We start from the raw sequence: 12,810 nt of genomic DNA on the forward strand, positions 1-12,810 counted from the left end.
GCGATAAAATGAGGAAGCTTGGCTTAATAGTTAATCCCATTGCAGGTATGGGGGGTAGAGTTGGACTTAAAGGTACTGATGGTGATGAAATCTTAGAATTGGCAATAAAGTTGGGTGCTAAACCTATTGCTCCAAAGAGAGCTATGGAAATGCTCTGTGAATTGCGTAAATTTAACTTTAAATTAAACTTAATAACTTATCCTAGATTTATGGGCGAGTTTGAGGCTAAGGAGTGTGGCTTTAATCCTATTGTAATTGGAGAAATTGGGGAGAGAACTAGTAGGAATGATACTATTAGAGCTGCCCGTGACATGGTTGAGCTTGATGTTGATTTAATTGTTTTTTGTGGTGGTGATGGAACTGCTAGAGATATTTGTGAAGCTGTTGATAGACGTGTCCCTGTTTTAGGTGTACCCACTGGAGTTAAGATGCATAGTGCTGTTTTTGCTGTTAATCCAAGGGTCGCTGCTAGAATTATTGTTGATTTCTTTAAGGGTATTCTTCCCTTGAGGGATGGCGAAGTTATGGATGTAGATGAGGATGCTTTTAGGAGGGGCGTTGTTTCAGCTAAGCTTTATGGTTTCTTGTTGGTTCCATTTGAACCTAACCTTATTCAGGGGGCTAAGGCTTCCACCCCTCAAACTGATGATGAACGTGAAAATCAAATTGCAATTGCTAGGTATTTTGTGGAGAAGATGGAGGATGATGTAATTTATATTTTAGGTCCAGGTTCCACTGTTAAGGCGGTAGCTGATGTTCTCGGTGTCCCTAAAACTTTGCTTGGTGTTGATATTGTTTATGGGGGAAAGTTATTGGCTTTAGATGTTAATGAACAACGTATTTTAGATATTATTGAAAGGTTTAATGGGAGATGTGTTATTGTTGTTACTCCTATAGGTAATCAGGGATTTATTTTTGGTAGGGGTAATCAGCAGATTAGTCCTGAGGTTATCAGGTTGGTTGGTAGGGATAATATTGTTGTTCTTGCTACTCGCTATAAGCTTTCAACTATTTCTTTTCTACGGGTTGATACTGGTGATGTTGAAGTTGATGATATGTTGAGGGGTTATATGCGTGTTATAGTTGATTATGGTGTGGAAAAAATTGTAAGGGTTGTTTAAGCTTCCTCTATCTCTTTTTTTATGAGTTCGGCATATTCTTCTGCTGTTAAGAGTTCTTTGACTTCTGCTAGTTTTTCTGGTTTTAGGAGTGCTATCCATCCTTCTCCATAGGGGTCTTCATTTATTAGTTCGGGGCTGTTTTCTAATTCAATGTTGACTTCAATTATTTCTCCACTTATTGGGCTATATACTTCTGATACTGCTTTAACTGATTCAATTGTGCTTATAGGTTCCATTTTCTTTATTCTTCTACCTTTTTCAGGTAATTCTATGTAGACTATGTCTCTGAGTTGTTTCTGAGCATAATCGGTTATTCCTATTCTTATTAAGTTGTCCTCGATTTTTGCCCATTCATGTTTTTCTGTGTAGTATAGATTTTCTCTTATTTCATATTCATTTATCTTCAACTTTTCTCCTCCTACCATACTTGGTTGGATCATAGAATGGCCATTCCACTATCTTGGCTTTTACTTTCTTTCCCCTTATATTGACTTCGATTTCTGTTCCTGGTTTTGAGTACTCTGTTTTTACATATCCCATTCCTATTCCAATTTTTAGTAAAGGTGAGTATGTTCCACTGGTTAGTATGCCTATTTTATTTTCCCCCATGTACAGGTCATAGTGTGGTCTAGGTATTCCTTTCCCTATCATCTTTATGCCTATCCTAATTTTTTTAACACCTTTTTCGGATTGTTCTAGTAATGCTTGTTTTCCAATGAATTCTCCCTTTTCAAATTTTACTACCCAGTCTAGCTTTGCTTCTAGTGGTGTTATGTCTTCATTTATGTCATTTCCATAGAGTGGGAGTCCAGCTTCTAGTCTTAAGGTGTCTCTTGCACCTAATCCACATTCTTTTATTTTAAATTCTCTTCCTGCTTCTAGGATTTTATTGTATATTTCTATTGCTTTTTCAGGTTTATTTAATGGTATTTTCCATAGGGTTATTTCGAAGCCGTCTTCACCTGTATATCCTGATCTTGTGATTATCATGGTTATATCTGAGATTTTTGTCTCAGTTATTCTCCAGTGTCTTAGTTTACTTAGATTTACATCTACTATTTTCTGAAGTGTTTTTTCTGCTAGTGGGCCTTGAAGAGCAAACATGGGTACTTGGTCGGAGATATCTTCAATTTTTACCTTGAATTTTTCTGAGTGTTTTTTGAGCCAGTTGTATATTTTTTCTCGGTTAGAGGCATTACAAATTAATAGGTATTTTTGTTCTTCTAGTCTAAGTAGCATGGCATCGTCCTTTATTCCTCCTGTATGATTGCATATTAATGTATAGTGTAGTCTCTTTACTCTTAATTTTCCCACATTATTTACTGTTACGTATTGGAGAAAGTTTAGTGAGTCTTCTCCAGTTATGAGCATTCTACCCATATGGGTTACATCAAATATTCCTACTGCATTTCTAACTGCTAAATGTTCTTCAATTATGCTTGTAAACCATACTGGCATGTGCCATCCTACAAATTCTATCATTTTTGCTCCTTTTTTGACGAAGAGGTTGTGGAGATGAGTTTTTCTGAGCAGAGTCTTACCCCTACTCTAATCTATTATTTTTACTTTAAAGTTATTGGTTTGAATGTTAGCTTTCTTCTGGATCTCTTATTCCTTCTTCTGTTATTACAAACATTGCTTCTCCTTCTGGTAGATATGGGCTGTCTACTAGTCTAGCTATTCTTCTATTGCCCTTTGACTTTCTTAGGTATATTCTTGCTCCAGGTACGTGGAATAGTACATGTCCTCCAACAGCTGTTGTTGGGTCTCCGAAGAAGATGTCTGGTCTGGCCATTACTTGATTTGTTATGAATACTGCTATGTTGAATACATCTGCTAGTCTTGCGAGGGTGTGTAGATGTCTGTTCAGTTTTTGCTGTCTTTCAGCTAGATTTTCTCTTCCTGGATATTCTGCTCTGAAGTGTCCTGTCACGCTGTCAACTATCACGAGTTTTACTTCTTCTTCTTCAATTATCTCTTTAGATTGCTCTGCTATTAGCATTTGATGGTCGCTGTTATATGCTCTTGCAAATATTATGTTTCTTAGTGTTTCCTTTGTGTCTAGACCAACTGCACTTGCCATTGCTATTATTCTTTCAGGTCTGAAGGTTCCTTCACAGTCTATATATAGTGCTTTTCCATTTAATCCTCCTGCTTCTACTGGTAGTTGGACATTTACTGCTAGTTGATGTGCTAGCTGTGTTTTTCCACTTCCAAATTCACCGAATACTTCTGTTATTGTTTGTGTTTCTACTCCTCCACCTAGTAGTTTATCTAGGTTTCTACTTCCAGTGGTTATTCTGCTTACTTTAAGTCTTTGTTCATATATTATATCTGCTGTTTTAAACCCTATGTCCAATGCTTTTCTTGCTGCTATTATTATCTTTTGTGCTGCTCTTTCTGATAGTCCTGTGGCTGCTGCTAGTTCTCCTGGTGTTGCTACTGCTATTGTTTCAAGGGACTTGTATCCTGATGCTATTAGTTTTTCAGCTGTTGCTGGACCTACTCCTGGCAAGTCTTGTAGTGTCTTCATTTTTCTTAGTGTAAACTCGTTTATTTATTGCACCCCCATTTTATCTTATTGTTTTTCCTTAATTAAAGCTCCCACTTTTGTAAATATTCTTCTTGCTCTAATGTTAATGTATCAATTTCTATGCCTAGGCTTTCTAGTTTGAGTTTTGCTACTTTCATGTCTATTTGTTTGGGTACTGGGTGTAACTTTGCCTTTAGTTTTCCTTTATTTTTGACTAGGTATTCTACTGATAGTGCTTGGTTTGAGAAGGACATGTCCATCACTTCGCTTGGATGTCCTTCTGCTGCTGCTAGGTTTACTAGTCTTCCTTCTGCTAGGAGGTATAGTTTCCTACCGTTTTGCAGTGTATATTCTTCTACGTTTGGTCTAATTTTTCTTTTTTGGGTGGCTAGTTTTTCTAGGTCTTTTAGATTTATTTCTACGTTGAAGTGGCCGCTATTTGCTAGTATTGCTCCATTTTTCATTTTTTTGAAGTGTTCTTCTCTTATTACATTTATGTTTCCTGTTGCTGTTATGAATATGTCTCCTATTTCTACTGCCTTGTCCATTGACATTACTCTATATCCATCCATTACTGCTTCTAGTGCTCTTAGTGGGTTTACTTCTGTTATTATTACATTGGCTCCCATTCCTCTTGCTCTCATGGCTATTCCTCTACCACACCATCCATATCCTGCTATGACTACATTTTTTCCTGCTAGTAGTATGTTGGTTGCTCTCATTATTCCGTCTATGGTGCTTTGTCCAGTTCCATATCTATTGTCGAAGAGATATTTGGTGAGGGCGTTGTTTACTGCTATTACTGGATATTTTAAGATTCCCTCTTTCTCCATGGCTTTTATCCTTATTACTCCTGTTGTTGTTTCCTCTGTTCCTCCAATGGTTTCCTCTACATATTCTTCTTTATGTGCTGTTACTGTTAGATCTGCTCCATCATCTATGGTTATGTGTGGTTTATGTTTTAGTGCTAGTCTTATACATTCAAAGTATTCTTTTTCATTTTGTCCTTTCCATGCATACACTTTTATTCCTTCTTCTACTAGTGCGGCTGCAACTTCATCTTGGGTTGATAGTGGATTTGATGCACTTAAGGCGATTTCTGCTCCTCCTGCTAGGAGTGTTTTCATTAGTATTGCTGTTTCCTTTGTTACATGTAGACATGCACTTATTCTTATTCCGTTTAAGGGTTTTTCTTTGTTGAATTTTTCTTTTATTTTCATTAATACTGGCATTTTGTTTTCTGCCCATTCTATTTGTTTTCTTCCCTCTTCAGCTAGGCTTAAATCTTTTATTTTATATTTCATCTAGTTTTCCCTCATGTAATCTTTCTAGTAGTTTTTCTTTTACTTTTTCTACTTCTCTTAGTATCCATTCTTCATTTACTGTTTTTATTTGATTATTTTCCATGATTATTTTCCCATTTATTATTACGTCTCTTACGTCAAGACTTCTTGCTGCATACACTATGTGACTTATTTCATTGAATAATGGTTTTAAGTGTGGCTTTTGAATATCTATGGTTATTATATCTGCTTTTTTCCCTTTTTCAATAGAGCCTATTTGACTCTCCCAGTTTAGTGCTTTTGCTCCATTTATTGTTGCCATTTTTAATGCTTCTTCAGCCTTTATTGCTGTTGGATTTAGTAGTATTCCTTTCTGTAGAAGTGAGGCTATTTTCATTGTTTCAAACATGTCTAGGAGGTTGTTGGAGCAAGCGCTATCTGTTCCTAGAGCTACTGTTATATTTTTTTCTATTAGTTTTTGGATGGGGCTTATTCCTGATGCTAGTTTTAGATTGCTTACTGGATTATGGGCGACTTTTACTTTGTATTTGCTTAGAATTTTCATATCCTTCTCTGTTAGCCAGACGCAGTGTGCGGCGATTACATCTTCTTTTAATACGTTTAGGCTTTGGAGATACTCTATTACTCCTCCATTTATTTTTACTTTGAAGTTTTTTTCAATCTTCTTTGTTTCATCTTTTGTTTCAGCTAGATGTATGTGCCATATTGCTTTTTCATAGTTTTTCTCTGCTTTCTCATTTATTTTGTCAGCGTATTCTCTTAGCTTTATCATGTATTGTGGACTTACAGTGTAGGGTGCATGGGGTGCTATTGCTGCTCTTATTTGCCATTTATTTTTCCCATGCCAATTTTTTATTAAGTGATCTAGTCTTCGAATGTCTTCTTTTTCTCTCCAAGTGAAACATACATGTGAGATTACTCCTCTTAACCCTGTTTCATATATTGCTTTTGCTTCATTATAGTCTGGATAGTAATGGTACATGGTGTTTACTGTTGTGGTTCCCATCTTAATGGCTTCTATAGATGCAAGTAGTGCTCCAATATATATGTCTCTACTTGTCATTTTACTTTCTAGTGGCCATATCCATTTTTCAAGCCATTCATGTAGCATTAAGTCATCTGCATATCCTCTTAGTAGGCTCATGGCCATATGTGTATGGGAGTTTATTAGGCCTGGTAGTACTATGCAGTCGGTTGCGTCTATTACATCATATCTGTTATATTTTGATTTTATTTCACTATATTTTCCTAGATCTATTATTTCTTCTTCTTCGACTACTATTGCTCCATCTTTGATTACTCCATGTTTACTCATGGTGATTATTGATTTTCCATGTATAATATATTCCAAGTTTTTCACCATACTTATATTAGTCTTCTAATTTAATAGGTTAAGTTGTAGAAAACTTTATGTTTAGGTTTATCTTCATGATGGCTGGTGATTTTCCATGAAATCCGTTAGTGATTGGAGTTATGAGGAGCTCTTAGATAGGGCTTTGTCTATGGTTCCTAGAAAGACTTCTAAGGGTGAACGCTTTAAGATTCCTTCGGCAGTTATAACTATTGTTGGTAACAGGACTATTCTCCATAACTTTAAGGATATATGTGAGGTTTTGAATAGGGAAGCTAGACATGTGGCTAGATTTCTTCTAAGGGAGATTGGAACTGCTGGTGATATTGAGGATTCTAGACTTATTCTTCAAGGGAGATTTTCAAGAACTACTATCAATAATGTAGTTGAACGTTATGCTAAGTACTTTGTAATATGTCCTGTATGTAATGCTCCGGATACTTATCTTACTAAGGAGAAGAGAGTTTATATTTTAGTTTGTACTGCTTGTGGTGCTAGGACTAGTGTTTCAGCTAGGATTTAGAAAATTAAATTAGTTTTCATGAAGTAGATTATCTTGGTGTAATGTTGTGTCTAATAGTGATTATAACGAAGGTGAGAAGCTTTTCTACATAAATGTGTGGATTAGAGGTAGGGATGTAATGGTTGCTATTTGTGATGCAGAGCTCCTAGGTAAAACGCTTAGGGAGGGTGCATTGAAGTTAGAGGTTAAGGAGAGTTTTTATGGTGGTAGACTTGTTTCTTTGAGGGAGGCGTTAGACATCCTTAGAGGTGCCTCTATTGGGAATCTTGTTGGGAGAAATATTGTTTTTAATGCGGTTAGAGAGGGTTTAATTCATGAAGATGCAATTTTATGGATTGGAGATCAGCCTCATGCACAATTTGTTAATATAATTTAGGTTTGGGTGTTTTATGTTATGGGAAGGTTTTGTGCTATTTGTGGCAAGACCCCCTCTGAAGGGGAACTTTTAATTGATAATCTATGTTGGGATTGCTATAGGGTGAAGCATAGACTTATTAAGGTTCCAAATATTGTAGAAGTTGAAGTTTGTAGGCATTGTTTTTCATATAGATTGAATAGGAGATGGTTTGAGCCTCAAGGTGATGTCAATCCTCTTATTAGTGCTGCTGTTGAAGCCACTAGGAGTTTTGTTTCTCTTAATGGTTCCGGTGTCTTTGAAGTTTTCCCATTAGAGGTTGTGGATAGAACTAGGGTTAAAGTTAGGGTTTCTGCTTTAGGAACTGTTCATCCTAAGATTCCTAAATATAGGGAGGAGGTGACTGTTGAGGTTAAATTGAAGTATGTTTCATGTCCAATTTGCATTAAGATTGCATCTAAATACTATATTGCTACTCTCCAGATTAGAGCTGATAAGAGAAATATTTCTGAGAGTGAGCTTAAGAGCCTTGTAGAGTTAATTGAAAATATTGTTTTGAGGGAGTTGAAGACTGATAAGTCTGCATATATTGTTGAGTTTTCTGAGGTGGATGGTGGATTAGATTTAAAGTTTGCCAGTACTCGTGTTGCTAGATTGGTTGCATCTAAGATTAGGGAGAGGACTGGTGCATCTATCAAGGAGACCTTTAAGGTTATTGGCTTTAACCGTTCTACTGGTAAGAGATTGTCTAGGTTGACTATTTCTCTTCGTTTACCTCCATTTACCTTGAATGATATTATTAAGGTTGATGGTGAAGTCTTCTTGTTAAAGGATTTTAGGGGAGGTAGATTTATTTTATTGAATTTGTCTTCTTGGAGTAGAGTTTCTTTTTCCCCTAAATTATTGTCATCTAAGAGTGTTGTTAAGATTGCTTCACTTAATAGTTTGCCCCGTGGACTTATTATTTCTGTTCAGGATGAGATAGTTCAGTTAATGGATTTATCTTCATATGAAATTTACGAGTTGAATAGGCCTGCTGGTTTAGAGTTGAAGAGTGGTGATGAAGTTCAATTTATAAGGTTGGATGATAGAGTCTTTATAGCTAATTTACTGTAGCTTTAGGATTTAACTTAAAGTGGTTGAGCAATTAGGTTATTAAGTTAATTGTCTAATTAATTGGTTGGTGATAGTTTGGGGAGAAGAAGGAGGAAGAGGTCTATTGGGGAGACTTCTGAGCTGAGAGTGCCTAGTGAAGGTGAAATATTAGGTATTATTGTCCAGCTTCTAGGTTTTGATAGAGCTAAGGTAAAGTGTACTGATGGATATACACGTATATGCAGAATTCCTGGGAGATATAGGAAGAGGATGTGGATGAGGGAGGGTGACATTGTTCTGATTGTGCCTTGGGATTTTCAGTTTAAAACTAGGGGGGACATTGTTTGGAGGTATACTAAGGATGAAGTGTATAAGTTGAGGAGTCAAGGTGTTATACCAGAGGATTTGGAGCTTGAGTATTAGTATTGGAGAGTTAATTGATGAGTGAAAATGAGGAATATGAGAAGCTTCGTAGAATTGAAATTGAGAGAATAGATAAGAGGCGTATTAAGCGTGTTAAGGATGAAGATTTCTATGAGACTGTTGAAGAGGTTTTCGATAAGCTTACCTTGATGGCTCTTTATGATCTGATTAATAAAGGTTTTATTCATGTTATGTATGGAGTTGTTAATGCTGGTAAGGAGGCTAGAGTTTATTGGGCTGAGGATTCTAAAGGTAATGATGTTGCCGTTAAGATTTACCTGACTTTTTCTGCAGAGTTTAGGCGTAGCATTTTAATGTATATTGAAGGTGATCCTAGATTTACTAGGGTTAAGCGTGATACTCGCTCAATTATATATGCTTGGGCTAGGAAGGAATTTAAGAATCTTCAGAGGGCTTTTAAGGCTGGTGTTAGAGTTCCCGAGCCATATGCTGTCAATAAGAATATTCTTGTTATGGAGTTTATTGGTGAGGATGGTGTTCCCGCTCCATTGTTGAAGGATTATCTTCCACCTAATCTTGAAGAATTCTTTTTAAGGGTTTTAACTTATATTAAGTTGCTTTATACTAGGGCTAACCTTGTTCATGCTGATTTAAGTGAGTATAACATCATGGTTTGGAATGATGAACCTGTTTTCATTGATATTGGTCAAGCTGTCCTTTTAAGTCATCCTATGGCTGAAGAATTTTTAGTTAGGGATTTAGGTAATATTTTGCGTTTCTTTTATAAGAATAATGTTGATGTTCCTGAATTGGAGGATGCTTTAAGATGGGTGAAGGAAGAGGGAAGCATATAGTTAGAGATTATGTGAATGTTTCTCCTGATAGGATTGGAGTTATAATTGGGAATAAAGGGAGAGTTAAGAGGGAGATTGAAGAGAGAACTGGTGTAAAACTTATTGTTGATTCTTCTTCTAGTTCTGTTATTCTTGAGTTGGATGCTTCTAGTTTTAGCTTCATAAACTTACTTAAGGCTAAGAATATTATCACAGCTATTTCTTATGGTTTTAGTCCTGAGAAGGCGTTTAGGCTTCTTGATGAAGATCAAATCTTAGATATTATTGACCTGACTCAGTATAGTGATTCGAAGAGTGATTTAGCTAGAATTAAGGGTAGAATTATTGGTGAGCGTGGTAAGACTAGGAGGATTATTGAGGAGTATACTGGTGTTTTTCTTTCAGTTTATGATCACTATGTTGCTATTATTGGTGATTATGAGCATGTAGTTGTTGCTAGGCATGCTGTTCAAATGTTAGCTAATGGGGCTCAACATAGGACTGTTTATAATTATCTTCAGAGGGAGAGAAGGCGATTGAAACGTATGGAGTTTGAATTGTGGAGGAAGCGTTGGTAAGCATTAAATTAAATAGGTTAATGTTCTTATATGATGATGGTGTTTAAAGGTGACTCAAGAGGTATATGAAGCAATTAGTCCAGCGGATTTTTTTATAGGAATCGGGACATAGCTGGATTTGATAATCCAGTTAGGGCTACATATACTATTGTTAGGGAATTAGTGGAGAATGCATTAGATGCATGTGAGACTCACGGTATTCTACCTGACATTTTCGTTAGGTTGACTCCTCAGGATAGAGTTAATGTTTATAGGATTAGAGTTGAGGATAATGGCTGTGGTGTTCCTAAGGAGTATATTGCCTCTGCTTTTGGTAGAGTTTTATTTGGCTCAAAGTATGTTTTAAGGCAGACTAGAGGTACTTTTGGCCTTGGAGGTAAGATGGCTATTCTTTATGGTCAAATTACTACTCATAGTCCAGTTAAAATTATTACTAGTACTGGTGGTCCAACTAAGTATTTCTGTGAGTTGATGATTGATATTCAGCATAATAAGCCTATTCTTCGAAGAGGTGGAATTAAATCTCTTCCTAATCCAACCTATTGGCATGGAACTATTATTGAATTTACCTTTGAAGGTGATTACTCTAGGGCTAAGCCTAGAATTTTAGAGTATTTTAGGCAGACTGCAATTATTCTTCCATATGCGAATATTAGCTTTATTGCACCTGACGGTATTTTCTATCGTTTCGAGAGGGCTACCACTGAAATGCCTAAACCTCCACAGGAAGTGCGCCCTCACCCTCATGGAGTGGACGTGGAGTTGTTTAAGAGGCTTATTAAGAGGACTAGAACAAAGAGGCTAGTTGATTTTATCGCTACAAGTTTCCATAGGGTTGGTAGGAGAACTGCTTATAAGTTTCTTAGATTTGCTAGGATTAATCCTAGGAAGGATCCTAAAAGTTTAAAGTCTGATGAAATTGTTAAGATTGTTAATGCTATGAGACGCTTCAACGATTTTCTTCCTCCTGATGCTTCATGTTTATCTCCAATTGGCCCTAACTTGCTTGAGAAGGGTATAATGAAGGAATTGAAGCCTGAATTTGTTGTTGCTGTTCAGCGTAAACCTTCAGCTTATTCTGGTCATCCATTTATTGTTGAGGCTGCTATTGCCTATGGTGGGAATGTCCCTTCTCCTAAGCCTGGTGAAATAAACTTGTATAGATATGCCAACAAGATTCCATTACTATATGACACTCATAGCGATGTTTCAATGAAGGTTATACGCTCTATTAAGTGGAATAGATATAAGATTGACATTAACTCTCAAGTTGCAATTTTTATTCATATTGTCTCAACTAAAGTTCCATATAAGACGGTTGGTAAAGAGTATATTGCTGATAGACCTGAAATTGCATATGAAATTGAATGGGCTTTAAAGATGTGTGCTAGAAAGCTCAGGTTATATTTGACGAAGAAGGAGAGGAGGGCTGCTATTAAGAAGAAAATTAACATCCTTGAGAGGTATCTCCCTAAGATCGCTGAATTTGCAACTCAGTTGGCTGGTAAGCCTTCCCCACCTGATGTATCGAGGTTGTTTAGGGGGTTTGCTAGAATTGAGAGAGAGGGCTAGGGAGCACATGGAGAATATACTGGCTAAGTTGAGGGAGTTTGGGTTAACTATTTATGATCAGTTGGCTCGTGGAGAGTTTCCTAGAATTAAAATTCCAAGTAGGACAACTAGTAATATTATTTATGACCCTGAGTTAAGGCAGTTTGTTTTAGGAGATCAATTTGTTACTCGTAGTGCAGCCAATATTAGGCAAGTTAGAGCTCTTACACAACTTGTTTGGGTGGCATTTTTCGCCTATAAGTCCATGTTAGCTAATCAGCCCACCACTCTTAGAGATCTATATTATAATGCAGAGGCCTTCGATATTAAGTTTAAGAGTCAACAGGAGTCTAATGATGTTGTTGCTGATTTAGAAACCATTCTCGGTGCTCCACGTGAAGATTTCATGATTTTCCCTGAAGAGAGAAGTGCTGTTTTCGGAGATTTAACCGTCGAATATACTTCACTTGACCCTGACTATTATGGTAAGCGTATTAACTTGGCTTCACATCCTGACGGATTAATGATTGGCCCCTCACTTTTAACTGCTGAGTTCGTTGAATGTAATGCTGACAAAGTTATTGCAATTGAGACTGGCGGTTTATTTACAAGGTTTATTGCTGAAAAGGTTCACAAAAAGTTTAATGCAATTCTAGTTCACACTGCTGGCCAGGCACCTAGAGCCACCAGACGCTTTTTAAGGAGGCTTAATGAAGAACTTGGACTACCAGTATACATTCTAACCGATGCCGACGTCTGGGGAATGCATATCGCCATGGTCATCATTTCTGGTTCAGCTAACGCAGCCCACTTAACCGAGCTAACCACCCCCGATGCAAAATGGCTTGGCGTCTGGGCCACCGATATTGTTCGATATAAATTACCTACAGATGCCATGACTGCAGAGGACTTAAATAGGCTACGTCTACTAATGAGGGACCCAAGATATCAAGATCCATTCTGGATGAGAGAGATAACTGAATTCTTAAAAATTAAACGTAAAGCAGAACAACAAAGCTTTAGCAGATACGGTTTATCATACATCGTCAAAAAATATCTACCAGACAAACTCAGAGAAGTTTCTGGTCGCTGATTATTAGACAGAGACGTTCCCATAAGCGCCCCCGGATAACATTAATGTGAATGCTTTCATATTGTTTTTATTGAATGGAATTTCTGAGC

At 36.9% G+C, this 12,810-nt stretch carries 13 protein-coding genes and 1 pseudogene; 9 read left to right on the forward strand and 5 right to left on the reverse strand.

The genetic code is table 11. The features are described from left to right. Positions 1-8 precede the first annotated feature (8 nt). A complete protein-coding gene (locus tag ACW8TM_RS08275) occupies positions 9-1,121 on the forward strand; it encodes an ATP-NAD kinase family protein (protein WP_491532820.1) in 1,113 nt (370 codons plus the stop codon). Here the strand turns inward: ACW8TM_RS08275 and gcvH are convergent. From gcvH to ACW8TM_RS08300, 5 genes are all read right to left on the reverse strand, one after another. Further along, on the reverse strand, positions 1,118-1,546 hold the full coding sequence (gcvH, locus tag ACW8TM_RS08280; protein ID WP_491532874.1) for a glycine cleavage system protein GcvH: 429 nt from the start codon (positions 1,544-1,546) through the stop codon (positions 1,118-1,120). The genes ACW8TM_RS08275 and gcvH overlap by 4 nt on opposite strands. Continuing rightward, entirely contained in the window at positions 1,515-2,654 is a 1,140-nt protein-coding gene (gene gcvT, locus ACW8TM_RS08285) for a glycine cleavage system aminomethyltransferase GcvT (protein WP_491532875.1), read from the reverse strand. The genes gcvH and gcvT overlap by 32 nt, the downstream gene beginning before the upstream one ends. Before the next feature lie 55 nt (positions 2,655-2,709). Then, positions 2,710-3,654, reverse strand: coding sequence for a DNA repair and recombination protein RadA (radA, locus tag ACW8TM_RS08290; RefSeq protein ID WP_491532821.1), 945 nt, complete (start codon positions 3,652-3,654; stop codon positions 2,710-2,712). A gap of 62 nt (positions 3,655-3,716) precedes the next feature. Continuing rightward, the gene (ahcY, locus tag ACW8TM_RS08295) at positions 3,717-4,958 is read right to left on the reverse strand and encodes an adenosylhomocysteinase (protein ID WP_491532822.1); all 1,242 of its coding nucleotides are present in this window, start codon (positions 4,956-4,958) and stop codon (positions 3,717-3,719) included. Beyond that, positions 4,948-6,309: an amidohydrolase gene (locus ACW8TM_RS08300; protein ID WP_491532823.1), complete on the reverse strand. Its 1,362-nt coding sequence runs from the start codon at positions 6,307-6,309 to the stop codon at positions 4,948-4,950. The genes ahcY and ACW8TM_RS08300 overlap by 11 nt, the downstream gene beginning before the upstream one ends. A 97-nt stretch (positions 6,310-6,406) precedes the next feature. Between ACW8TM_RS08300 and ACW8TM_RS08305 the strand changes: the two genes are divergently transcribed. The 8 genes and pseudogenes from ACW8TM_RS08305 to ACW8TM_RS08340 all read left to right on the forward strand — a co-directional run bounded on the left by ACW8TM_RS08305 (position 6,407) and on the right by ACW8TM_RS08340 (position 12,721). Further along, positions 6,407-6,832: a translation initiation factor IF-2 subunit beta gene (locus ACW8TM_RS08305; RefSeq protein ID WP_491532824.1), complete on the forward strand. Its 426-nt coding sequence runs from the start codon at positions 6,407-6,409 to the stop codon at positions 6,830-6,832. Between the two features lie 46 nt (positions 6,833-6,878). Beyond that, positions 6,879-7,208 carry a DUF424 domain-containing protein gene (locus ACW8TM_RS08310; protein WP_491532825.1) on the forward strand — a complete coding sequence of 110 codons (330 nt, stop codon included), beginning with the start codon at positions 6,879-6,881 and terminating at the stop codon, positions 7,206-7,208. 18 nt (positions 7,209-7,226) lie between these two features. Beyond that, on the forward strand, positions 7,227-8,303 hold the full coding sequence (locus tag ACW8TM_RS08315; RefSeq protein ID WP_491532826.1) for a 60S ribosomal export protein NMD3: 1,077 nt from the start codon (positions 7,227-7,229) through the stop codon (positions 8,301-8,303). 75 nt (positions 8,304-8,378) lie between these two features. Then, a complete protein-coding gene (locus ACW8TM_RS08320) occupies positions 8,379-8,705 on the forward strand; it encodes a translation initiation factor aIF-1A (RefSeq protein ID WP_491532827.1) in 327 nt (108 codons plus the stop codon). A 17-nt stretch (positions 8,706-8,722) separates the two neighbouring features. Beyond that, positions 8,723-9,520 (forward strand): serine protein kinase RIO, encoded by a 798-nt coding sequence (locus ACW8TM_RS08325; RefSeq protein WP_491532828.1) that lies wholly within the window; start codon positions 8,723-8,725, stop codon positions 9,518-9,520. Next, entirely contained in the window at positions 9,493-10,077 is a 585-nt protein-coding gene (locus ACW8TM_RS08330; protein WP_491532829.1) for a KH domain-containing protein, read from the forward strand. The genes ACW8TM_RS08325 and ACW8TM_RS08330 overlap by 28 nt, the downstream gene beginning before the upstream one ends. Before the next feature lie 93 nt (positions 10,078-10,170). Further along, positions 10,171-11,649, forward strand: a pseudogene (locus ACW8TM_RS08335) (DNA topoisomerase VI subunit B); the annotation flags it as partial. A gap of 7 nt (positions 11,650-11,656) precedes the next feature. Continuing rightward, positions 11,657-12,721: a DNA topoisomerase IV subunit A gene (locus ACW8TM_RS08340; protein ID WP_491532876.1), complete on the forward strand. Its 1,065-nt coding sequence runs from the start codon at positions 11,657-11,659 to the stop codon at positions 12,719-12,721. The last annotated feature ends 89 nt before the right edge of the window (positions 12,722-12,810 follow it).

The sequence above is a fragment of the Candidatus Culexmicrobium sp. genome (genome assembly GCF_058356305.1).